This window comes from Streptomyces sp. NBC_01515 (assembly GCF_045040345.1).
GTDB lineage: Bacteria > Actinomycetota > Actinomycetes > Streptomycetales > Streptomycetaceae > Streptomyces.
Genome location: NZ_CP109416.1, coordinates 10,413,116 through 10,435,046 on the forward strand (window position 1 = coordinate 10,413,116; position 21,931 = coordinate 10,435,046).

20 protein-coding genes are annotated in these 21,931 nt (G+C 69.9%); 10 read left to right on the forward strand and 10 right to left on the reverse strand.

The annotated features are described in order from the left end of the window. Positions 1-45 precede the first annotated feature (45 nt). Positions 46-1,845 (reverse strand): CocE/NonD family hydrolase, encoded by a 1,800-nt coding sequence (locus tag OG407_RS46055; protein ID WP_405866939.1) that lies wholly within the window; start codon positions 1,843-1,845, stop codon positions 46-48. A 46-nt stretch (positions 1,846-1,891) separates the two neighbouring features. Then, the gene (locus tag OG407_RS46060; protein WP_405866941.1) at positions 1,892-2,623 is read right to left on the reverse strand and encodes an acetate uptake transporter; all 732 of its coding nucleotides are present in this window, start codon (positions 2,621-2,623) and stop codon (positions 1,892-1,894) included. A gap of 584 nt (positions 2,624-3,207) precedes the next feature. On the opposite strand from OG407_RS46060, the gene OG407_RS46065 reads away from it, so the two are divergent. Then, a complete protein-coding gene (locus OG407_RS46065) occupies positions 3,208-4,449 on the forward strand; it encodes a hypothetical protein (protein ID WP_405866943.1) in 1,242 nt (413 codons plus the stop codon). Between the two features lie 108 nt (positions 4,450-4,557). Here the strand turns inward: OG407_RS46065 and OG407_RS46070 are convergent, their stop codons facing one another. Further along, positions 4,558-6,066: an MDR family MFS transporter gene (locus tag OG407_RS46070; protein ID WP_405866945.1), complete on the reverse strand. Its 1,509-nt coding sequence runs from the start codon at positions 6,064-6,066 to the stop codon at positions 4,558-4,560. Between the two features lie 69 nt (positions 6,067-6,135). On the opposite strand from OG407_RS46070, the gene OG407_RS46075 reads away from it, so the two are divergent. Then, entirely contained in the window at positions 6,136-6,786 is a 651-nt protein-coding gene (locus OG407_RS46075; RefSeq protein WP_405866947.1) for a TetR/AcrR family transcriptional regulator, read from the forward strand. A 60-nt stretch (positions 6,787-6,846) separates the two neighbouring features. Here the strand turns inward: OG407_RS46075 and OG407_RS46080 are convergent, their stop codons facing one another. Beyond that, the gene (locus OG407_RS46080; protein WP_405866949.1) at positions 6,847-7,470 is read right to left on the reverse strand and encodes a PadR family transcriptional regulator; all 624 of its coding nucleotides are present in this window, start codon (positions 7,468-7,470) and stop codon (positions 6,847-6,849) included. Positions 7,471-7,734: 264 nt separating this feature from the next. On the opposite strand from OG407_RS46080, the gene OG407_RS46085 reads away from it, so the two are divergent. The 3 genes from OG407_RS46085 (at position 7,735) to OG407_RS46095 (ending at position 10,573) form a co-directional block, all read left to right on the forward strand. Then, positions 7,735-8,301, forward strand: coding sequence for a hypothetical protein (locus tag OG407_RS46085; protein WP_405866951.1), 567 nt, complete (start codon positions 7,735-7,737; stop codon positions 8,299-8,301). A gap of 23 nt (positions 8,302-8,324) precedes the next feature. Further along, a complete protein-coding gene (locus tag OG407_RS46090) occupies positions 8,325-9,692 on the forward strand; it encodes a carotenoid oxygenase family protein (RefSeq protein ID WP_405866953.1) in 1,368 nt (455 codons plus the stop codon). Between the two features lie 122 nt (positions 9,693-9,814). Continuing rightward, complete coding sequence (locus OG407_RS46095) at positions 9,815-10,573, forward strand: RNA polymerase sigma factor (RefSeq protein WP_405866955.1); 759 nt, start codon at positions 9,815-9,817, stop codon at positions 10,571-10,573. Here OG407_RS46095 and OG407_RS46100 read toward each other — a convergent pair. After that, positions 10,566-11,420: a chitosanase gene (locus OG407_RS46100; protein WP_405866957.1), complete on the reverse strand. Its 855-nt coding sequence runs from the start codon at positions 11,418-11,420 to the stop codon at positions 10,566-10,568. The genes OG407_RS46095 and OG407_RS46100 overlap by 8 nt on opposite strands. A gap of 331 nt (positions 11,421-11,751) precedes the next feature. Here OG407_RS46100 and OG407_RS46105 point away from each other — a divergent pair, with 331 nt between their 5' ends. After that, complete coding sequence (locus tag OG407_RS46105) at positions 11,752-12,186, forward strand: NUDIX domain-containing protein (RefSeq protein ID WP_405866959.1); 435 nt, start codon at positions 11,752-11,754, stop codon at positions 12,184-12,186. A 14-nt stretch (positions 12,187-12,200) separates the two neighbouring features. Here OG407_RS46105 and OG407_RS46110 read toward each other — a convergent pair whose 3' ends face one another. After that, a complete protein-coding gene (locus tag OG407_RS46110; RefSeq protein WP_405866961.1) occupies positions 12,201-12,794 on the reverse strand; it encodes an ester cyclase in 594 nt (197 codons plus the stop codon). A 44-nt stretch (positions 12,795-12,838) separates the two neighbouring features. Further along, entirely contained in the window at positions 12,839-13,903 is a 1,065-nt protein-coding gene (locus OG407_RS46115; RefSeq protein WP_405866963.1) for a medium chain dehydrogenase/reductase family protein, read from the reverse strand. Between the two features lie 151 nt (positions 13,904-14,054). On the opposite strand from OG407_RS46115, the gene OG407_RS46120 reads away from it, so the two are divergent. From OG407_RS46120 to OG407_RS46130, 3 genes are all read left to right on the forward strand, one after another. Then, positions 14,055-14,702 carry a TetR/AcrR family transcriptional regulator gene (locus OG407_RS46120; protein WP_405866965.1) on the forward strand — a complete coding sequence of 216 codons (648 nt, stop codon included), beginning with the start codon at positions 14,055-14,057 and terminating at the stop codon, positions 14,700-14,702. 69 nt (positions 14,703-14,771) lie between these two features. After that, positions 14,772-15,278, forward strand: a complete 507-nt coding sequence (locus OG407_RS46125; RefSeq protein ID WP_405866967.1) for a hypothetical protein — start codon at positions 14,772-14,774, stop codon at positions 15,276-15,278. Between the two features lie 290 nt (positions 15,279-15,568). Next, a complete protein-coding gene (locus tag OG407_RS46130) occupies positions 15,569-16,741 on the forward strand; it encodes a DNA gyrase subunit B (RefSeq protein ID WP_405866969.1) in 1,173 nt (390 codons plus the stop codon). Between the two features lie 107 nt (positions 16,742-16,848). Here OG407_RS46130 and OG407_RS46135 read toward each other — a convergent pair whose 3' ends face one another. Together OG407_RS46135 and OG407_RS46140 are read right to left on the reverse strand one after the other, a co-directional pair. Next, positions 16,849-17,814, reverse strand: coding sequence for a phosphotransferase family protein (locus tag OG407_RS46135; protein ID WP_405866971.1), 966 nt, complete (start codon positions 17,812-17,814; stop codon positions 16,849-16,851). A 54-nt stretch (positions 17,815-17,868) separates the two neighbouring features. Then, positions 17,869-19,125 (reverse strand): PQQ-binding-like beta-propeller repeat protein, encoded by a 1,257-nt coding sequence (locus OG407_RS46140; protein WP_405866973.1) that lies wholly within the window; start codon positions 19,123-19,125, stop codon positions 17,869-17,871. A 226-nt stretch (positions 19,126-19,351) separates the two neighbouring features. Between OG407_RS46140 and OG407_RS46145 the strand changes: the two genes are divergently transcribed. After that, positions 19,352-21,412: a GH92 family glycosyl hydrolase gene (locus OG407_RS46145; protein ID WP_405866975.1), complete on the forward strand. Its 2,061-nt coding sequence runs from the start codon at positions 19,352-19,354 to the stop codon at positions 21,410-21,412. On the opposite strand, the gene OG407_RS46150 is transcribed toward OG407_RS46145, so the two are convergent. After that, complete coding sequence (locus tag OG407_RS46150) at positions 21,401-21,883, reverse strand: winged helix-turn-helix transcriptional regulator (protein ID WP_405866977.1); 483 nt, start codon at positions 21,881-21,883, stop codon at positions 21,401-21,403. The genes OG407_RS46145 and OG407_RS46150 overlap by 12 nt on opposite strands. Positions 21,884-21,931 lie beyond the last annotated feature (48 nt).

The window sequence follows — 21,931 nt, forward strand, 5'->3', positions numbered from 1 at the left end:
TGCCGTATGCGCAGACCTGCCACCCGTGTTTCACACCCTCGTGGTTCAGGAGGACGGTCCCCAGTCGGTGTCGCTGGGCGTGGCCGAACTCGGCGTCGTCAGAGGCAGGTTGACGAAGGACGCCGCCTGCGGGGTGTGCTCGACGGTGTAGATGCCGCCGGCCAGGTTCGCCAGTTCCTGCGGGGTCGGGGCGACGGGGAAGTGGAAGTCGGCCGGAGGCTGGCTGTTGATGCTGATCCGGATCCGGTAACCGGCCGGAATCCTGGTGAAGTTGGACAGCAGGGAGATGTCGAAGCGCGTGGTCCGACCGGGTGTCACCGGGCGCTGTGACACCTGGGTGAAGGGGTGACTCGGCTTGAGCAGGGTGCCGTTGTCGCCGTACCAGCTCTCCTGGGTGTCCAGTGCGCGCTGGCTGCCCAGCAGGATTCCGTCGGCCTGCTTGGTCACCGTGCCGTCCGGGGCGACGATGCTCAGCTTGGCCGAGAGTTCGGTCTCCGGGGTCGTCGACTTGGCGTAGAGGGTGACGTCGGTCGGGCCGTTGAGCAGGGCCGCCTTGGTGAGCGGGGCGGTGGTGCAGGTCAGCGTGTTGGCCGTGGTCGCCGCGCTCCAGGAGAGGGTGTCGCTGCCCTCGTCCGTCGGTTTGCCGGGGGTGAGGGAGCCGTTGCCGAGGTAGTAGGTGCGGGCGTCGGAGGACAGGGGCCAGGCGGCGCTGTCGACCCAGGTGTTCGCGCCGTTCTCGAACAGGTGCAGGGGAGTTGAGGTGTTCGCCATGCCGGTGGGCGCGTTCTTGAGCCAGGTGTCGAACCACTCCAGGCGGATGCCCTGCAGCGTCGACTCGTTGACGTGCTCGCCGTGGGTCCAGGGGCCGACGATCGCCTGGTACCGGCCGGTGACGCGGTCGTCCGACGCGATCGGATCGGTCAACGGCCGGTGGTAGTAGGCGTTTTGGGCGGACACGTAGGCGCCGAGGTTGCCGCCGGGGAAGAGGTCGTTCCAGCCGGCCTCGGTCAGTGCCGGAATGCCGTTGCCCACGATCTTCGGCACGAGCTTCTTCTGCACGTTCAGGGACTGCCAGTAGGCGTCGTTGTACGAGCGTGAACCGCCCGAGGCCTGCTGGGCGACGGTCACCGACTGCGGGTCGGTGGCGGGGTCGTCCTCGGGGCCGCGCGGCTCGGCCTGGGCGATGCCGGCCACGAAGGGGGTGGGGATACCGCCGTTGCCGGTGAGGTCGTTGTAGAAGTCCGAGTCGGTGCAGAACGGGGTGATGGCCTTCAGCGCGGAGTCCTTGCCCACGGCCGCCGCCGTGAACCACTGGTCGACCCCGAGGTAGGAGCAACCGTCAAGCCCCACCTTGCCGTTGGACCCCGACAGCGAGTGGGCCGCCCAGTCGACGAGGTCGGCCCCGTCCTTGCCCTGCCGGTCCCCGAACCAGTCGACCTGCCCGCCGGAGTCACCGGTGCCGCGCACCGCGGAGGCCACGTAGATGTAGCCCCGCTGCACGAAGTAGGTGCCGCTGTCGGTGGGGTCGGAGCGCTGGGCGCCGTAGGGATTCTGGGTCAGGAGCACGGGGAACGGGCCCGACGCGCGGGCGCCGGTGCTCGGGTCGGTCGGATAGACGACCTCGACGGCGATCTTCACGCCGTCGTCCATGGTGACGGTGGTGTGGACGGGCGCGCTCGCCGCGTAACTCGCTGCGGGCGGCGTCCAGTTGGTGGCGTGCGCGGGAAGTGCGGTGGCTGTCGTCTGGCCTGCGGCCACCAGGAGGAGCACCGCGGAGGCACTGCTCAGTACGGTGACTCTGTGGGGCAGTTTGATCCGGTGGTCTGGTGCCTTGGGCGTTTTCATGCGGCTCCTTGAGACGGGTGGGAGGTTCGTCGTCATGCCGTCCGGGTCAGGCCGTCTGTGCGACGGCCTGACGGTCGCGGTTCAGGGCGAAGAGCGGGAACACGTCGCGTCCGCGGATGTCGTTGGTCAGCTCCGCCAGGACCAGATAGAAGGCGACGGCGGCCAGCACGATCTCGACGTAACCGGCGGTGTGCAGCACCGAATCGCTCGGCACACCCGCGCTCGAAGCGCCCAGGTAGGCGGTCACCAGCAGCACGATCGTCAGCGTCAGCAGGGCGAACGCGCTCACGATCACCGCGTTCGTGCCCAGACTCGCGATGGCGAAGACCAGGGTGACGACCAGCCACGCGACGAGGAACAGGCCCAGCGACTGCATCACCGCGTGTCCGCCCGCGGCCGCCGAAGCCTCCGCCGATGCCCCGCCTGCCTTCGCCGCGGCCGCCGCGGCTCCCGCGATGTGCGGTGCCGCCCAGAACTCGATGACGGTGTAGCCGAGCCAGAACGCCCCGTACGCCGTCAGGAACGCGGCGGCGAACGACGCGCCGGACGCCAACGCGAAGAAGCCCGCGACGAGTTGGACGATGCCGCCGTAGAAGAAGGTCCCCGCCAGGATGATCGTGCCGTCGGCGGCGTCGATGATGCCGGCGGTGTGCAGGCCGAGGATGAGCGAGCACCACGCGAATCCGGCCGTCCCCACGGCTGTCGCGTGACCGATGTGGGAGGTGGTGACCGCCGGGACCGGCGGGCTCTGGGCATCGTGAAGCGACACTTCGGGCATGGTGATCAACCCTTCTGGAATGTCGACAGCGGGGGCGCTCGGCCCGGGCCGTCTACCGAATGGTCGGTAGTTTGGGAACGGCCGCTTGGGACTGTCAAGGGCTCGAACCGAAGTGGAAAACGGCCCTGATGACGTCTCGGCGGCGATTGTCGACGGGCCGAACGCGGCCCGGGGGCGGCTTCAGGGGTGCGCCCTCGGCGCGCGGATCTCGGGCATCGCACCTGGTCAGGATGGGTTTCTGGAATCCTCCCCGGAGTGGCCGGGCGGGCGGCCGGTGATCATCAGGGAGAGGCGAGCTGGGGGGCTTCCCGGGCCGAAGAAAGTGGAGATATATTCTCCGAAACGGGGGTGGGGAGTCCCCGGAACGAGGGCGAGGCCCTACTGGGGAGCTGTCCGGCGCAGTGCCTCTCTGGACACCCCGCGGAGATCGACCAGTTGGCTACCACCCCACGGCCGTGACGTCCACGCCGGAGTTCAGAACCTTGAGTCGCGCCATGGGCTGCCTCACTTGGCTGGGTAGGCACCCCAATCACCCTGGGTATGAAGGATTGTGACGTGGTGTCACCTTTGCGCGGGGGTAAGGGATGGAACAGCTCAAGGCCTTGGAGCCACAGCGGATCGCGGCTGTCTTCCGGCGGTCCGCACCCGTCGGCATCCGGTGGGCGATGCGCCTGCTGCGCAGGGTGCCGCGGTCGCGCAGAGGGGCGGCTCGCCTGCTGATCCGCCTGCTGTACTCGCCGCTGACGGCCAAGACCAAGATTCTGCTGATCAGCCTGGCGTCTTCCATCACCCTGCTGGGACTGGCCGAGGCAGGCGGCGCGCTGGTCTCGTCGGCCGGCACGGATGAACGGTGGGCCCTGGGCTATCTGTTCTCCGACAACGCCGAGCCGAGCGGCGTGACCCTGTTCCTGCTCCAGGACCCGGCGGGCCTGATCGTGCTGGCGGTCGTCTTCGTAACACCCATCTTCTGCTGCCAACAGGTGCAGGCCATCGCCGACTTCGTGCAGATGAACGAGCGCAACGGGGGTGCGGAGAGACTGTCCGCCGAACAGATCGGCCGGCTCAACCGGCTGGTCGACCGGACCAACAAGTGGTTCGACACGCTCGGCCGCCGGGCTGTCTCCGCGGCCATCATGGCGGCCATGGCGATCGGCACGACCTCGCTGTACGCCTTCGTCAACACGCATGGCCTCATGCAGACGTGGAATCCGACCAGGCTCTCCGACCCGGTCTGGCGCTCCGAGGTCTACATCGGCTGGTGGGCCAACCGGCACACCCACCCCGAGCTGGCCCTGGCCCTGTGCGCGGCGGGCACGTACGCCTTCTACTTCCTGGCCAAGCAACTGGTCATGGGCGTCGTCTTCACCGTGTACCTGTACCGGTCCGAAGCGATCGGCTTCGGGGTGACCCCGAACATGAAATTCGACAGCGACGGGTTCCAAGGACTGCGCCCCCTGCGGCAGTTCATGCTCTGGACCTACGGCTCCGCCCTGGCCCACCTGATCGGCCTGCTGGTCCTCTTCATGGTCTGGTTGCCGGCGGCGTCATGGATGGTGTTCATCGTGCTGGGGGTGATGGTGGTGGACATGCTGGTGATCGTCTACCCGTCCTCGATCGGCTACCACTCCGCGCTGGCCGTCAAGCAGGCCCACGTCAAATTGCTGTACCAGACTCTCTCCGGTGAGGAGTGCGGCCCGGCGATAGCGCAGGTCTGGGCCGGTCCGGTGCTTCCGGTCACGACCCGTAAGGCCATGACCGGAATCGTCGCCTACCTGCTGGTTCCCGCGGTGCCCGCCCTGATTCCGGTGCTGTTCCAGCGGCTCTGACGCCACGGGGAAGAGGCCGCTCGGCGACCTCGGTCGCGACAACTCCGAGGCGCGCAGCGCGTTCGTGAAGTCGACGTGCGGTGCCGGCCCGGGCTGGGCGCGGCCCGTCTACTGTGCCGGGTCCGTGGCCTCTGCCGCAGGCTCGGGCAGGGCGTTCTTCCCCGACGACTCCGACGACTCCGACGACTCCGACGACTCCGACGACTCCGACGGCTCCGACGGAACGAAGAACGCGAGGACCAACGGCACCGCACCCAGGCCGAAGATCCACCAGAACGTGCCCGAGAACGCCGCGAGTTGACTCGCCGCCGTGGTCGCGCCGTCGAGCAGGCTCTGCAGGATCATGGCGACTACCGCGACCCCGAAGGGCGCACCCACACGTTGGACGACGCTGAACGCCGCGCTCCCTCGGGGAGTCTCGGCGTGGCTCAGGCCCGAGAGGGCGAGCGTCATCACCGGGAACGTGGTGGCGGCGAAGCCGAGCCCCTGGGCGAACTGCGCGGCCAGCAGCACCGCCGTACCGCCGTGCGCGTCCGCGAGGGCGAAGGGCACGGTCCCGATCATGGTCAGCGCCGCTCCGGCGGCGATGACGAACCGGCTGTCGAACCGTGCCGCGACCGGGCGCACGGCCACGACGAAGAACATCGTGCCGAGTCCCTGCGTGATGAGCAGCACACCTGTGTGCAGGACCGTCTCGCCGCGCACCTGCTGGTAGAAGAGGGGGAGCAGGAACGACAGGGCGTACGTCGAGAACCCGCCCGCGAACGTGATGACGCTTCCCAGACCGAAGCCGCGCCGCGCGAACATGCGCACGTCGACGAGCGCGGGACGGCGGGCGCGCAGCGAGTGGACGGTGAAGGCGGCGAGCAGTGCGGCGCCGACGGCGAGCGGGAGCCAGGCGGTGACGGCGGCGAAGCCGTCCTCGCCGGATATCCCGCTGATGCCGTAGGCGACGGCGACGACGGCGGGTGTGAGCAGCAGGAAGCCGGGGACGTCGAGGCGGTGGCCGCGCTCACCGGCGGTCGCGGGCAGCAGGGTCCGGCCGAGAAGAAGCGCGGCGAGGCAGACCGGCACGTTCACGAGGAACAGCCAGTGCCAGCTCAGCGACTGGATGATGGCGCCGCCGAGCACCGATCCGAGGACCGGTCCGAGCAGGCCGGGCAGCGCGACGGCGGCCGTGGCCCGGTGGAGGCGTTCCGGTCCGGCCGCTCGCGTGACGATGGAGAGCGTGATCGGCATGACCATGCCCCCGCCGATTCCCTGCAGCACCCGAAAGGCGATGAGCGCGGGCAGCGAACCCGCCAGCCCGCACAGGAGCGAGCCGCCGAGAAAGGCGCCCACCGCGAACAACCAGGCGTTGCGCGCGCCGAACCGTTCGGACAGCCACCCGCTCACCGGGATCACCGACACGAAGGCCAGCAGATAGCCCGTCGCGACCCATTGCGTCCGGGCGACCGAGCTGTGGAACACCGCCTGGAGATGGTCGAGGGCGATGTTGACGATCGTCGTGTCCAGAAGGGTCGTGAACACGCCGAGGGCGAGGACGAGGCTGATGAGGTTCAGCCGGCGATCGGGCACCGGTGTCGTGGCCTGCGAGGCCGTCACTGTCGGGGTCATGGCGCGGACACTACACCGTGCAGTGTAGTAGGTACACCGGCCGGTGTAGGGTTTGCCCCGGAGGTGCGGATGAGCGCGGTGGGCACGGAGAAGACGGTGCGCGAGGGGTCCCTGGAGAAGCGGACGGCGATCCTCACCGCCGCGCGCGAACTGTTCGTGCACCAGGGTGTGGACCGCGTCAGCATGGACGCCATCGCGGCCCGGGCGGCCGTCTCCAAGCGCACGGTGTACGACTACTTCGGCGACAAGCGGCGCCTCTTCCTGGCCATCCTCGCCGACGTGTCCCAGTCCATGACGGACACGGTGCGGCGCGCGCTCGACGAGCACCTTCCGGAGGATGCGCGGATCACGACGGTGCCCCAACTGGAGCACTCGCTCACGGAGTTGGCGATCGACCTGGGCACATCGATCGTGGGCTCGGCCGACTACGCCGCCGGATTCGCCCTTGTCGCCCAGGAACGCCTGCGGACTCCGACGACCCGGGACGACATCGCGACGGGGGCGGTGGAGGAGGTGTTCGCGGAGCGGTTGGCCCACTTCGCCGACGCCGGACTCCTGGACACGGACAACTCGCGGCTGGCCGCCGACCACTTCTTCGCCCTGACCGTCCTGTTGGCCTACGACCGTCAGCCGGTGCCGGCCAATCCCGACCCGGAAGGGGTCCGTCAGACCATGGTCGACGGGGTCCACGCGTTCATCCGGGCGTACGCCGTGCGGTAGGAATGCGCGAGGGCGTGACCTGCAGGCGTTCCTGGGTCACCGGGAAAGTCCTGCGATGCCTCAACGCCCCGAGCGCGCCTGGTCGTTGGCGCCGCCGGCGCTCCATGTGTCCGCGTCCGACGCGGCCGTCCGCTCGGTGGGACCCGTGATGTCGGGACCCTTGGTGTGCGCGGTGCGCAGCTGCTCCGCCGCCCAATGGGCCCACTCCTGCTCCAACACCCGCTGCCGGATGCCGTGTTCGAGGACGAGCCGGCCGCACACGGTGAGCATGTCCTTGTCCCACTCCTCCGTGTCGCGGAGGGCGACCAGGGTGTCGTGCTCCTTGGCCGAGGCCTCCGCGTGGTCGAGGAGCCGCTGGACCGCTTCCTCGCGCGGCAGGAGTCCGAGGAAGAAGGCCTGCAGGAGCATCGGGTTGCGCAGCGGCCTGCTCTCCCGGTTCTCGGTCAGCCAGCGCTCCGTCTCCGCGTGCCCCTCGGGCGTGAGCGAGTACTGCTTGCGTCCCCGAGGGCCCTCCTCCGTGACCTTGATCAGACCGGTCGCGTCCAGCTTGGTCAGCTCGCCGTAGATCTGGCTCTGCTTCGCGGGCCACACGTAACCGAGCGAGGTGTCGAACATCTTCAGGAGGTCGTAGCCGCTGCCGGGGCGGAAGACGAGGAGGCCCAGGAGGGCGTTGCGGAGGCTCATGCGGACCAGCCTAACGCCTGTCACTCCAATATTGACAGGTCGAAAACTACCCATGAGGATTCTGTGCTTCCGGGAGGGGGTTCGCGTGGAGGCCGGGCGTGGCCGTAGGGATTCACGCAGGTAGGGCTTGTGTCGGCCCGAAGGGGCGCTCGCGCGGCGGACTTTCGTTCAATATTCCATTCTTGACATGTTGATTGCGGAGCATCTAGTTTCCACCTGTCAAAGTTGGAACATCGAGTTGTGAGGAAGTAAAACGTGGGCATCATGGCGTATATGCGTGGGTTCTACCCATGGATCGCGGCAGGCTTCGTCTCCGCCGTGGACTGGCGCTGGGGTGCGGTGGCCGGCGTCGTCGTCGGCGTGCTGCTGCTTCTCCAGGACCGGCGCAGGGGAGTGGCGATGGACGCGATGGTGCTGGAGATCAGCACCATCATCTACTTCGTCATCATCGGAGTGATCGCCTTCAGCTCGCCCGACTCGTCCATCCAGGACCACAGCGACGTCATCTCGTTCGCCTGGCTCGCCGGTACCGCCTGGGGCAGCATGGCGCTCCGCAGCCCCTTCACGCTCGGGATCGCCCGTCGGCAGGCGCTCGAGGAGTACTGGGACACCCCGGGTTTCCTCGCCGTCAACAACCACATCACGGCCGCCTGGGGATCCGGGTTCACGTTCATCGCCGTCGTCCTGGCCATCAGCAGCGCGACCGACGCCCCCGTCTGGGTCGGCATCGTCGCCCACGTCGTCGGCCTGGTCGCCCCCGCGGTCTTCACCTCGGTCTACCCCAAGCGGGTCCAGGCCCGCCTCGAAGCCATGCAAGCAGCGTCGGCCTGACCGGCTAACCCAAGGACTTCCCCATGAGTACGGACAAGACCCCACCGCCTCCGCACCTGGCCGGCAACTTCGCCCCGGTCCCCGACGAGATCACCGTCACCGAACTCGCGGTCACCGGAGCCATACCGCCGGAACTCACCGGCTGGTACCTGCGCAACGGCCCCAACCCGCACGAGGCCACCTCGGCCCACTGGTTCACCGGCGACGGGATGGTGCACGGCGTCCGCCTCGACGCCGGCAAGGCCACCTCGTACCGCAACCGCTGGGTCCGCACCCCCACCCTCGAAACGGGCGCCCAGGTCTACGGCCGCGACGGCGGGATGAACCTCGCCGCGGGCGTCGCCAACACCCACGTCATCCGGCACGCGGGCCGTACCCTCGCCCTCGTCGAGACGTCCTTCCCGCAGGAGTTGAGCTGCGAGCCCGGCCGCGAACTCGACACTGTCGGCCCCTACGACTTCGACGGCCGCCTGCGCACCCCGATGACCGCCCACCCCAAGACCTGCCCGGTCACCGGCGAGCTGCACTTCTACGGGTACGGCGGGCTGTCGGCGCCCTACCTCACCTATCACCGTGCCGACGCCGGCGGTGAGTTGACCGTCAGCCGTCCGATCGACGTGCCGGCGCACACGATGATGCACGACTTCCACCTCACCAGGAACCACGTCGTCTTCATGGACCTGCCCGCCGTGTTCAGCATCGAACGGGCCATGGACCCGAACGGCGGCATGCCCTATGTCTGGTCCGACACCTACGGAGCCAGGCTCGGCGTCCTGCGCAGGGACGACCCGCACGGCGACATCCGCTGGTTTGACATCGACCCCTGCTACGTCTTCCACACCCTCAACTCCTATGAGGAGAACGAGGGTCGGAGTCTCGTCCTGCTCGGCATGCGGTACCCGTCCCTGCGGGACGGCGTCACCGTGGCCACGGCGGCGCACCTGTGGCGGTGGACCATCGATCTCACCACCGGCGCGATCAGCGAGGAGCAACTGGACGACCACCCGGGGGAGTTCCCCCGCATCGACGACCGACTCGCGGGCCTGCCCGCCGACTTCGGCCACGCCACCGCGGCACCCGTCCCGGAACTCCCGCAGTACGACCCGAACGAGTCGCGTGCGGCGATCCACCGGTACGACCTCCGCAAGTCGAGCGTCGCCAGCCACTACTTCGCTCCCGGACGCCTCCCGGGCGAGGCGGCCTTCGCGCCGGCCGACGATCGACCCGGCGGCCCCGGCTGGCTCATGACCTACGTCTACGACGCCGCGACCGACCGCAGCGACCTGGTCATCCTCGACGCCGACAACCTCACCCAGGAGCCGGTGGCCACCATCCACCTGCCCCGCCGGGTGCCCGCCGGATTCCACGGCAGTTGGCTCGCGGACGCCTGACCCACCGCACCCTGCCGAAGCCGTGAACGGTGAGCCGTCCTCCGGGCCCGAACGCCCGGGTTCGGAGGGCGGCTCTCGTCGGGGTGCCCCGAACAGCCGTGACCAGGTGCCGAAAGGGACTCATGATGGGGGACGCCGAGGGGGCGGCACGCACGCCGGACGCGCAGCTGACGCGTGCGGCCCAGTCGGGTGAAGTCGCCGCGCTGGGGCTGCTGTTGGAACGGCACCGGGCCGGAATGCGCGCCGTGGCGGTGAGCATCCTGGGGCCGGGCGCGGACGCCGACGACATGATGCAGGACGCGGCGCTGACGGCGCTGCTGCGGATCGGGGACGTACGGGATCCGGAGGCGGTGGGCGCGTGGCTGCGGACGATCGTGCGCAACGCCGGTCGGCTGGTGCTGCGGGAGGCCGTCGTGGTCCGGCCGGTGGACGAACTGCCCCAACAGTCAACGCACATGGGCCCCGAGCAGTGGCTGGAGCGGAACGCGCTGCGCGACTGGGTCTGGCAGGCACTGGAGGAACTCTCCCCGGTGCTGCGTGTGCCGTTGGTACTGCGTTACTTCGCCACCGGGGGCACCTCGTACGAACGGATCGCGGAGGTCTGCGGGATCCCGGTCGGCACGGTGCGCAGCCGCCTGAGCCAGGGCCGGGCCAAGCTGGCAACCGCCCTCGCCGCCACGGCAGACGCCCCGCACGGAGATGCCGCACAACGGCTCCGCGCCAGCCGGGTCGAGGTCCACGAACTGCTGGCCGACACAGGACACGAGGGGCGTCGACCGGTACAGGTCATGGAGCGGCGCCAGGACCCGCACCCTCAGGCCCCGGCGTCGCTCCGTCCGCTCGCGCTACCGCTCAACGAGCCGACGGGACACGTCAGTTGATGGTGTAGCTGTCTCCGTACACCTTCCAGTTCAGCGGTGTGTTGAGGTCGAAGTTGCCGTTGCGGAGGAAGACCCGCTGCTCGGTGTCGACGCGGGTGGTGTCGCTGTGGGCCTCCTCCTGCTTCATGGCCCACACACGCGCGTCGAGGAACGCGTTGAGGTACGTCGTCTCGTTGCCGCCCTGGGCCGGCGGCTTGGCCGAACGCAGGGCGCGGGCGCGGATGTTGCGGAAGCTGGTGGGGTCGTCGCCGTCGCCGTGCATGACGATGGCGTCGTAGTACGTGAACTGGCCCAGCACGCGCAGGCCGTCGGTCTTGCCCTGGCTGACGGCGGGGTTGAAGTACACGCGGTCGCGTTCGTCGTTCTGCGCCTGCTGGAACACCGTGTCCTGGGCCGCGGTGCGCCAGTCCTTGGGGAAGTTCGGGTCGAGTCCGGAGTGCGAGTCGGTGCCGTTGACGTTGCGGAGCGCGGGGAGGTACTTGGCGAGGACGTTGCCGGGCTTGCGGGTCGCGTAGAGCTGGACGAGGTCGAGCATGTCGCCGGTGCCGGAACAGAAGCCGATGATGCCGGCGGTGTAGCCGCGGCCGTCGCCTATGTCCTCGATGTACTTGTACTGCGCCTTCCAGTCGAGGGAGGAGTTCTCCGCGCTGGACACCAGCTTCATGGCGATCTCCTTCTTCGCCGGGTCGTCGAGGCCGACCGCCGCGGCTGCCGTGGGGGCTGCCGAGGCCTGCGGAGCGCGCAGCAGAGGCGCCGCGGCGAGCGACACGCCGATGAGCGCGAGGAGCGTCCGACGTGAGGGGCTCGTCGGCTCGGAGGGCGCAGCGTCGTGGAACGGGTGGACCACGGGGACTCCAAAGGGTGGTGGGGGGTGGGGAGTTGGTCGTACCGCCGAACTGATAGGAAAGTTAACTATCAGAGGTTCGGCGTCGAAGGCACCCACCTGGAGCCAAGTTCGTAGCTATGAACGAGAGTCGCGTGTCTGTGCGAGGGTGATGCTTGACGGTTTGCCCACCCTTGTCGCGCCGGCCACCTCAGCGACGCTCCGCCGCCTCCGTGCGCGCGACGGCGAAGTCCGTTCCCTCGATGGCGTGCTGGACGAACTCCTCGCGGGCGCCTCGACCGTCCGGCTGAAGGTTTCGGGGGTCAACTCCCGGTCCGCCCACTACCGTTGGGCCATGAGGGTTCGTCACAAGGCGCGGGTCGTGCTGTTCGACGACGGTCATCTGGTGTTCCTGAAGCGTGGCTGGCCCGGCGGTGATCCGTACTGCACGACCGTCGGCGGGAGCGTCGAGCCCGAGGACGCGGACCTCGAAGCGGCGCTGCGGCGCGAGGTGTTGGAGGAGATCGGGGCCACGATCGGTCCCGCCGCCGAGTTCCTGACCCTGGCCGAACCGCGCGGGGCGAGCACCGTTGTCCAGCACTACTTCCTCGCCGACCTGCTGGACATGGATCTGGACCGTCGGCACGGCCCCGAACTCGACGATCCCGACACGGGCGACTTCGAACCGGTCAGGGTCGCGCTGAACCGTCCGGCCGTGGCGGCCCTCAACCTCCAGCCGGCCGAGCTGGCCGACTATGTGCTCGCGCATGTCGAGGCCTGGAGCGCCTGACAGCTGCCCGGTGGTCACAACGCCTTGAGCTGGGTGAGGAGTTGGAGGGTGTCGGTGTTGACCCAGTACTCCACGAACCTGCCGCCGCGCATCCGGAGTGTGTCGGTGCCGGTGAACGTGACCACGGTCCCGGGCTCGGCCTTGGCGCCGGGGAAACCGCCGGCGTAGGTGCCGGTGGCCGTCCACCGTATGGACGCGTGGTGGCCGTCGATCAGCGGAGCGACCTGCTCGGTGAAGCGGAGGTCCGGGAAGGCCGCACGGGTCTGCGTGATCCATGCGACCAGTCCGTCGGCGCCCCGGATCGAGCTGCCGTCGCCGCCGTCGAGGAGCGCGGCGTGGACGCGGAAGGCCGGGGAGATGATGCCCGGTGCCCGCTCGTAGTCGCCGTTCCAGAGCCGGAGCCAGTCGTCGAGCATCGCTTTCGGCCGCTGCGTCCCCTCGTGGTGACTCCGGACGGTCGTGATCGTTGCCGCAGTGGTCTTCGGCGAGGTGTCCGACGCGGTGGCGGTCGTGGCCGTGGCCGTACAGGCCAGGACGGCGAGCGCCGCCGGGACGAGCAGCCGGGCGCGGTGACGTCGGGGTGTGCGGGCGGGCGGAACGGTGGTCATGGCAGGTCCTTCCGAGGCGGGTGGGGAGAGAGGGGACGGGCACGTCACGGGGTCAGGACGACCTTGCCGGCGACCGTGCCGGACTCGGCCAGGCGCAGGGCGTCCGAGACGCGGGCGAGCGGGAGTTGGGCTGCGATCTGGGCGTTGACCTCACCGCGCTTGAGGGCGGCGAACACCTGGGTCAGGTCGGCGCTCAGCTGGGCGCGGAACTTGTTCTTGCTCAGGGCGCGCCCGGCCCAGACGTTGAAGAAGTAGGCGTGGCGGCCGTTCGGCAGCGCGTTCCACACCCAGACCCGGCCCAGGATCTTGAGCACGGGCAGCTGCTTCGAGCCCTCGTCGTCACGGGTGGAGGCGCTGCCGTAGGAGACGAGCGTGCCGCCGGGGGCGAGCAGGTGCCAGGACCGGACGACGCTGGGGCCGCCGACGTGGTCGAAGACGGCGTCCACGCCGCGCGGGGAGAGCTCGCGGACGCGGGCCGCCAGGTCCGGGGTGCGGTAGTCGATGGGCTCGACACCCTGCTCGCGCAGCGCGTCGTGATGGCGCGGGGACGCCGTGCCGATCACGTTCACCCCTGCGGCGTGGGCGAGTTGGACCAGGACGGTGCCGACGCCGCCGTTCGCGCCGTGCACCAGGATCGTCTGGCCGGCGCGGACGCGGGCCTTGCGGTGCAGCATCTGCCAGGCCGTGATGCCGTTGACGACCACGGTCTCGGCCTCCGCCGCGCCGATCCCCTCGGGCACCGGCACCACGTCGGCCGCGTCGACCAGCACATGGCTGGCCCAGCCGCCGACCTTGACCAGGGCGGCCACTCGGATGCCGGCCAGGCCCGGCTCGACGCCCGCACCGGTGCTCCGGACGGTGCCGACCAGGTCGTAGCCGGGGACGAACGGGAACGGGGGCTGGTCGTAGTACTTGCCGCGGCGCATCTGCTGCTCGGCGAAGGAGATCCCGGTCGCCTCCATCCGGATCACGACCTGGCCGGGGCCCGCGACGGGAACGGCCCCGTGCCGGACCTCCAGGCCCTCCGGCTCCACCTTGCCCGGCAGGACGACCTCGACGAGGGCGTCGGTGGTGTTGTCCACGTGGTTCGTGCTGTCCGTGCTGTTCATGGTGACCTCCACTGCGATCCGCCGAGAGCTAGGTGCTTTCGTGTTCGTTATAAGTTGTAACTCACGCGAGATGGGGTCGTCAATAGCAATCGTGATAGCTTCTAACTGAAGCGTGAACATGTAGTCGAGTGGGAGTGGAAGGCGGCCGGTCATGGCGGAAACGGGCACGAAGACCCCACGCGAGCGCTATCGCGACCAGGTGCGCGCGGAGGTCAAGGAACACGCGCGGGAACAGATCGCCACGGCGGGCGCCTCCGCGCTCTCCCTCAACGCCATCGCCAAGCGCATGGGCATGAGCGGACCCGCCCTCTACCGGTACTTCGCCAGCCGCGACGACCTGATCACCGAACTCATCCGGGACGCCTACCGCAGCCTCGCCGACACCTGCCGCGCGGCCGCCGCCTCCGGCACCGAACTGCCCGGACTGGCCCACGCCCTGCGCCGCTGGGCCCTCGACGACCCCCAGCGCTACTTCCTCATCTACGGCACACCCGTCCCCGGCTACCACGCACCCGAAGACGTCACCGGCATCGCGGCCGAGATCATGGCGACCCTGCTGGACGCGAGCACGGAACTGCCCGCGGACGGTCCCGAGACGCCGTTCGAGGTCGACCTGCGAGCCCACCGGCACTGGGCGGGCGACCACCCCGCCCCACCCGCGGCCCTCCACCGCGCCCTGACCTTCTGGACCCGCCTGCACGGCGTCCTGTCCCTGGAACTCGCGGGCCACTTCACGGGCATGGGGTTCGACCCGGAGCTGTTCTTCGACTCGGAACTGGCCGCTCTGACGGCGCCGTAGGCGCAGCGAGGTGCCGACGCTCGCGGTCCCGTACACATCAGAGGCGCCGGTTGGGGCGCGATGTCGAGGATGAGCCAGGAGACACGTGACGCGGCCGTGCGTGCCGCCGGGGAGGCCGGGCTCGGCGAGCTGAAGGCCGTCTACGACCGCTCCCGCTTCGGCGCGTGGCTGCTCGCGGTGTCGGGCTGCGGTTTCGTGGCCCTCCTGATGCCCGTCGTCGTGATCGACACCGTCAACGACGGCGTGTCCGGCAAGACGTATGCGGGGGCCGTCATCTGTCCGGTGGTGCTCGTCGGTATGTTGCTCGCCGCTCGCGTCGTGCGGCGGAACTCCGAGGGCGGCATCGTCCACTTCGAGGGCGGCATGGTCGAGACGGACGGCGTGGGCAGCGAAACGGTCTGTGCCTGGCGTGACGTCACCGAGGTCCGACGAGTGTCCAGGAACCCGATCATTCCCACCATGTACGCCATCACCGCCGGGGGACGCCGACTCACGGTGGGCCGCGACGAGTTCTCCCGCTGCCGACCCCTCCTCAAGGACATAGCGAAGCTGGCGATCCCGGCGCGGAGCGACTGAGCGTCGTTTCGGCCGTATCCGCGTCGTCGTTCACCGCGTCCGCCCCGCCTCCCGACTCGCCTGCCACACACCGGAATTGAGGCCCCCAGGGGCGCCCGGAACGGGGCCGTACGCGGCTTCGGCGGGCCCTCGGAAGAGTTCCGGGTATGGTGCGCGAGGGCTGAGCCGCCCGCTTCCCGGCACGCCGTCACCCGCCCGTCCGCAGCTTCGGCGAAACAGCTCTGACCTGGTGCTTTCGTTGATTTCGCCTACGCTGGGGTGATCAACCGGACGTCATGGGAGGGGTCTTCGTGAGTACGGACGGCATGAAGTACGACGCTGCTCACATCGAGGTGCTGGACGGCCGGGAAGCCGTTCGGAAGCGGCCCGGGATGTACGTCGGCTCGACCGGCGAACGCGGCCTGTACCACCTCGTGTTGGAGGTCGTCGACCGGGCCGTGAGCGAGGTCCTGGCGGGCCGCGCCGGCTCCGTCGACGTCACGCTCACGTCCGACGGCGGTGTGCGGGTCGCCGACGACGGGGCGGGGGGTGGAGGAGCCAACGCCCCGGACCTCGAAGCCCAGTTGACCAGTCTGCACGTCGGTTCCGGCCCCATTGGCCGGCGCACTGCGGTCATCGCCCCCTTCAGCCTGGGGCTCTTCGTCGCCAACGCCCTGTCGAGTCGGTTGACGGTCGAGGTGCGGGGCGAGGGGACCCGGTGGGTCAAGGAGTACGCGCGCGGTGTCGAGGTCGAACAGCCCGACACCGTGGGGGCGTTGACCGGAGGCGTGGGCTCGGCGACCGAAAGCGGGACGGTCGTCTCCTTCTGGCCCGACACCGAGATCTTCGAGACGACATGGTGCTCGTTCCCCGTGCTGGCGGAGCGGTTCCGGCAACTGGCCTTCCTCAACCGGGGTCTGGCCATCTCGCTGACCGACGAACGCCCGGCGGACGGACCCGGAAGGGTGCTGTTCCAATTCCCGTACGGAGTAAGGGACTTCGTGGCCGCCCTCGACGCGGAAACGGGGGCGTACCCCATGGCGGACGTCTTCGGCTTCGAGCGGGAGGACGAGAGAATGGCGGGCACGATGGAGGTGGCCCTGCTGTGGGGATACTCCCGCGGCGCGCGGATACGCGGCTTCGCCAACAGCCTGGCCACTCACGAGGGCGGCACGCATCTGGACGGCTTCCGCGACGGAGTGGTGGCCGCGGTCACCGCGTTCGCGCAGGAACGGGGGCTGCCGGCCGCGTCCGACCTCGGTGCCCGCGCCGACCTGATCATCGAGAGCCTCACGGCCGTCGTCTCGGTGAAGCTCGACCAACCCGAATACCTCGGCGCCACACGCACGTTGCTGGGCAACACCGCTGTGCGGGTGTGCGTAGCGGAGGCCGTCCGGGAGCACCTCGGCGACTGGTTCGCAGAGCGGCCGGAGCGGGGCGAAAAGGTCATCGACCGAGTGGTTCGGGCCAGCCGGCGGGACTGAACGGCGGTGGGCAGTGCCAGGACTGAACGACAACGGACGGTCCGTCAGAAATGGCTCAGGTGCGGGACGTTGAAGCCTGCCCCGACCCCGCGCCGGATCACGCCGGCTCAGCCCAGCGCGTCCAGCAGAGCGGCGACGTAGGCATCCAGCCGTTCCTCCACGGCCCGCGTCGTCAGCTCCGCCCGCCCCGCCCTGCGCCACGGCCGCGCCACCCACTCCGCGCCGGCCGCGAACGGCAGCGCGTCCAGCAACCTCCAGTACAACCGTTCGCCCCCAGTCGCGGCCAGCACTCCGCCGGCCTCCTCGTACGCCTCGGCGAACCGCAGACCCCAGGCGGGGCCGTGGAGCAGCGCGAGGTTGCTGGAGCAGTGCGCCACATCGAGGTCCGCCGGTCCCCAGGAGTTCTGTACCCAGTCGACGACCCCTGTGATATGCGGACCTGTCGTGCTCGGGGGCGACACGTCGAACAGCACATTGCCGGGGTGGAAGTCCCGGTGCAGGAAACGCCCTTCATACCGGGGCGCGGGCTCGCGGATCACGTCGACTGCCGCGGCCCATGCCACCGGGTCGGCGCCAAGTGGAGGGACGACGGCGTCGGCGGTCGTCCACGCCTTGTACACGTGGGGCCGGACGGCGGGTCGCAGCGCGTGGATCGCCACGAGCTGACGGGCCAGCAGCGGGACGCGTGCCTCCAGCCCCTCGTCGTCGAGGACCGTACGGCCCGGGACATGCGTCATGAGGAGCGACGGGTACTCGCAGTGCGTGGCGGTCGCATCGACCGCGACCGGTCCGGGGGCCGGCACGTCGGTTCCCGCCAGCAGGGCGAGGGCGTCGGCCTCACGGTTCAGCATGTCCTCGGCGTGCTCCACGAAGTGGGGGTCGACGAAGGTCCGCAGCACCAGGTCACGCGTACTCCGGTCCTGCGTACCGATGGTCAGCCGCCGCATCTCGGCGGTGATACCGCCGTGCAACACCTCGGTTCCGGCGACCCGCTCGCCGACCTCCAGCTGCCGGTTCACCCAGGCCAGCGTCAACGGCCGTACGGCTTCCGCCTCTTCGCGGTCGATCACCATGCCACCCATCATCCTGTTCCGTTCCCGGGGCATCTGTTCCTAGGGCAGCTGTTCCTAGGGAATCGGCAGCGACCGCAGGATGTGATGGACCATCGTTTCGATGACGACGTAGTCCGGGTCGCCTCCCGGCAGGACGAGCGCCGGGTACGCGCTGTCCACGGTCTCCGGGTAGGCCGGTGACATGCGCGGTGCGGCATCTCCTTTCGCGTGCGGTCCGGCATGCAGGTCGATGGTGATCATGCGTCCCCGGGTGGCGGGGTCGTTGCCGGGGGTGAAGGTCACGAACCGCCCGCCGACCAGGCCGGCTTCCGCCGAGGTCGTGTAGTAACTCCACAGTTTCTTCGGGTGGTTGAGGTCGTAGGCGGTCCAGTCCCCGACGCTGGAATCCTCCGGACTGACCTCGAAGAGCATCAGCACACCGTCGGCCGAGATCAGCGCGCGTTTGGGCTTCTGGCCGCTGTCCTTGGCGGTGGCGAGCGGTCGGAGGTCGCCCGGGTCGAGCCGCCGGAGGGGTGGAAAGCTGTCCTCGGTCGTGTACGCGCTGCCCGAGCAGACGAGGTAGTCGCCGCCGGCGATGAGGTGCGGGCACTTGGTGCCCGAGGTGGTGGTCGCGAGCGCATCGCCGGTACGGCCGTCGCGCGCGGTGACCTTCGAGGAGTCGGTCGTGTAGACGCGCCCGCCGAACGCGGCCGGGCTTTCATAGCGGTCGGCGTCGACGGTTCGGTGCCACAGCGCCGTACCGTCGGACGCCCGGTAGGCGCCGAGCGCGACGTTCGCCTCGCGGGTGAAACTGCTCCACGTGTCGAGCGCGTAGACGATTCCGTCCGCCGCCACGAACCCGGCGTACACGCGGTCGGCGGGCAGTTCGAGGGACCAGGCAGCCTTGCCGGTGCGCAGGTTCGCGGCGCGCAGGGTGCGACCGCCGCTGGTCACGGCGCGTTCGTCGGCCTTGTCCACGACGAGCCCGAGGTTCTTGCCCGCGGCGGTGGTGGGCACGGTCCAGGTGACCGCGCCGTCGGTCCGGGACCGCCCGACGAAACCGTCGGAGCCGGTGGCGCACACGACCTGGTGGGCCGTGGCACCGCAGACCTTTACCCCCTCGGAGCCGGAGAGGTCCTTGGTCCAGGCACGCCACGAGCCCTGAACGCTGTCGGACGTCTGCGCCGCGCCGGAGGTCGCAGAGGAGGGGGACGCGGTCGTCGTATGCCCCGTCTCGGCGGACTGCGCGCCCCCGGATCCCGAACAGCCGACCGCCGTCATCGCGAACAGCGCCGTACTCATCGCCCCGCGCACCAGCCGAACCTGTCGCATCAGCCGCCCCCGTCGTCGAGGGCCCCATGTTCACAGACGTTCCGCCGTCCGCACCACACCGTTTTCGCACCGTCTCGGTGACGGCGACAGGTGGCGGAGTGATGACCCGACCGGCTGGTCCTCGCGGCCGGACGGTGTGGCGGCACGGCAGGCCGGGCCGGGTTGGGGACACTCGCGGTCCGGCGCCGCGCGGGCGGCGGGTTCCCTGTCTGGCTGGAGAAACGTGGTGCGACTTCCCCTGCTTCGGGCCGCCCTGGCGGCCTCGGTGCTCGTGGCGTCCGGAGCGGCCGCCGCCGCCCCGGTCCGGGCCGACGGGACGACCCGGCCCCGGGCCGTCGACGACCTCGCGCGGTACGTGAACCCCTTCGTCGGCACCGCCCCCGGCGGCCCCGACTTCGGCCACGGCGGCGGCGCGGGCAACACGTTCCCGGGCGCCACGGCACCGCTCGGCGGGATGCAGTGGAGCCCCGACACGGTGACGTACCAGCACGGCGGCTACTCCTACGGCGACAACCGCATCCGCGGCTTCAGCCTCGCGCACATCTCCGGAGCGGGCTGCGCCGCCTACGGCAACGTGCCCTTCATGCCCACGCAGGACGCCGCACCGCCGGCGTACGCCACGTTCTCGCACGCCAACGAGCAGGCGGCGCCCGGCAGTTACCACGTCACCTTCGACAACGGCATCGGCACCGACCTCACCACCACCCAGCGCTCGGGCATCGCCCGCTTCACCTACCCGGCGAACGACACCCGCCCCGCAGCCGTGAGCATCGACGCGGCCAAGGCGTTCACCGCGGCCACCGGATCCGTCGACATCGGGACCGACACGCTCTCCGGCTACAGCGACAGCGGTGCCTTCTGCAAGGCCAAGAACCGCTACCGGCTCTACTTCCACGCCACCTTCGACCAGCCCTTCGCCCAGACCTCCCACCCCGACGGCAAAGCGGGCGCGGCCCTGGTCACCTTCGCCCCCGGCGTGCGCACGGTGACCGCCAGGGTCGGCATCTCCTTCGTCGACGTCGAGGGCGCCCGCCGCAACGCACTCACCGAGCAGGATGCGCGGTCGTACGACACGATCCGGCAGGCCGTGCGCGACGACTGGAACGGGTGGCTGAACCGGATCACCGTCGGCGGCGGCACGGACGCCCAGCGCCGGGTCTTCTACACCGCCCTCTACCACGCCCTCCTGCACCCCAGCGTCTTCAGCGACACCGACGGGCGCTACACCGGCATGGACGGACTCGTCCACCGCACCCAAGCCGGACACGTCCAGTACGCCAACTTCTCCGGCTGGGACGTCTACCGCTGCCAGGTCCAGCTGCTGGCGCTGCTCGCCCCGCGCGAGGCCTCCGACATCGCGCAGTCCGTCCTCAACCAGGGCCTCCAAGCTGGGTACTTCGACCGCTGGACCCTCGCGAACGGCGGCAGCGGCGTCATGGTCGGCGACCCGCTGCCCGCCATCGCGTCCGCGATCCACGCCTTCGGCGGCACCGACTTCGACGCCGCCACCCTGCTGCGCACGGCCCTCGTGGACCGCCAGGACAACCGCCAGCGCCCCGGACACGAGCAGTACGACTCCCTCGGCTACGTCCCCGCCGGCACCAAGGGCGTCTGGGGCTCGGTCTCCACCACCCTCGAATACGCCGTCGCCGACTACGCGCTCGCCCAACTCGCCCACCGGCTCGGCGACTTGACCGCGTACGACACCCTGCTGCGGGCCTCCGGGAACTGGCGCAACCTCTTCAACCCCGCCACCGGCTACCTCCAGCCCCGCGCCGCCGACGGCACCTGGCCCGCCTTCACCCCGGCCCAGAAGACGGAGTACGTGGAGGGCAATGCGGCCCAGTACACGTGGATGGTCCCGCAGGACCTGCCCGGCCTGTTCGCGGCGATGGGCGGCGAGGCCGCTGTCACGGCCCGCCTCGACACCTTCTTCAGCAGCCTGAACGCGGGCGCCGATCAGCCCTACGCCTACCTCGGCAACGAGCCCTCGTTCGGGACCCCTTGGGCCTACACCTACGTCGGCCACGCCGACCGCGCCGGGGCCGTCACCCACCGCGCCCTGTCCACGCTGTTCACCGACGCCCCCGGCGGACTCGTCGGCAACGACGACCTCGGCGCCATGTCATCCTGGGCGGTGTGGGCGAGCCTCGGCCTGTACCCCGAGGTCCCCGGCACCGATCAACTCCTGCGCAGCGACCCGCTGTTCACCACCGCCACCGTCCACCGCGGCAACGGCACCTCGCTCACGGTCGGCGCCGGCTCGCGCAGGCACTCACTCCGCTAGCAGGGTTCGTACGGGTCGGGCCGCCGGTCCGGGAGCGGCCGTGACCTCGGTCGGCCGCAACGCGCCGTGCGGCCCGTCGCACTCCACCACCACGCGGACCGGCGCGCCGCACTCGGTGTGCCGTACGTCGAGAACCGGCCCCTCGGGGTCGGCGGCGTACGTCTCGCCCCACTGCCGCAGGGCCATGAGAATCGGCCACAGATCGCGGCCCTTGCTCGTCAGCCGGTACTCGTGCCGGGTCCGGCTCCCCGCCTGCTGGTAGGGCACGGTCGTCAGGATCCCGGCCGCCACCAGTTTGCGGAGCCGGTCCGCCAGCACCGCGTCCGAGAGTCCGAGATGGCGCCGGAAGTCGTCGAAACGCCGGACCCTGATGAACGCGTCCCGCAGGATCAACAGGGTCCACTTCTCGCCGACGAGATCGAGCGTGCTCTGGACCGGGCAGTTCTCCGTGCTCACGTCGAGCCATTCCATGCCCGCCAGCCTAGCCACCTGGCTCTGTCATTGACAGTCAGCTACGAG

Coding starts and splice junctions, on each gene's coding strand:
- OG407_RS46055 (WP_405866939.1), bottom strand. CDS start 1,845: ATGAAAACGCCCAAGGCACCAGACCACCGGATCAAACTGCCCCACAGA.
- OG407_RS46060 (WP_405866941.1), bottom strand. CDS start 2,623: ATGCCCGAAGTGTCGCTTCACGATGCCCAGAGCCCGCCGGTCCCGGCG.
- OG407_RS46065 (WP_405866943.1), top strand. CDS start 3,208: ATGGAACAGCTCAAGGCCTTGGAGCCACAGCGGATCGCGGCTGTCTTC.
- OG407_RS46070 (WP_405866945.1), bottom strand. CDS start 6,066: ATGACCCCGACAGTGACGGCCTCGCAGGCCACGACACCGGTGCCCGAT.
- OG407_RS46075 (WP_405866947.1), top strand. CDS start 6,136: ATGAGCGCGGTGGGCACGGAGAAGACGGTGCGCGAGGGGTCCCTGGAG.
- OG407_RS46080 (WP_405866949.1), bottom strand. CDS start 7,470: ATGAGCCTCCGCAACGCCCTCCTGGGCCTCCTCGTCTTCCGCCCCGGC.
- OG407_RS46085 (WP_405866951.1), top strand. CDS start 7,735: ATGGCGTATATGCGTGGGTTCTACCCATGGATCGCGGCAGGCTTCGTC.
- OG407_RS46090 (WP_405866953.1), top strand. CDS start 8,325: ATGAGTACGGACAAGACCCCACCGCCTCCGCACCTGGCCGGCAACTTC.
- OG407_RS46095 (WP_405866955.1), top strand. CDS start 9,815: ATGATGGGGGACGCCGAGGGGGCGGCACGCACGCCGGACGCGCAGCTG.
- OG407_RS46105 (WP_405866959.1), top strand. CDS start 11,752: ATGAGGGTTCGTCACAAGGCGCGGGTCGTGCTGTTCGACGACGGTCAT.
- OG407_RS46110 (WP_405866961.1), bottom strand. CDS start 12,794: ATGACCACCGTTCCGCCCGCCCGCACACCCCGACGTCACCGCGCCCGG.
- OG407_RS46115 (WP_405866963.1), bottom strand. CDS start 13,903: ATGAACAGCACGGACAGCACGAACCACGTGGACAACACCACCGACGCC.
- OG407_RS46120 (WP_405866965.1), top strand. CDS start 14,055: ATGGCGGAAACGGGCACGAAGACCCCACGCGAGCGCTATCGCGACCAG.
- OG407_RS46125 (WP_405866967.1), top strand. CDS start 14,772: ATGAGCCAGGAGACACGTGACGCGGCCGTGCGTGCCGCCGGGGAGGCC.
- OG407_RS46135 (WP_405866971.1), bottom strand. CDS start 17,814: ATGGTGATCGACCGCGAAGAGGCGGAAGCCGTACGGCCGTTGACGCTG.
- OG407_RS46140 (WP_405866973.1), bottom strand. CDS start 19,125: ATGCGACAGGTTCGGCTGGTGCGCGGGGCGATGAGTACGGCGCTGTTC.
- OG407_RS46150 (WP_405866977.1), bottom strand. CDS start 21,883: ATGGAATGGCTCGACGTGAGCACGGAGAACTGCCCGGTCCAGAGCACG.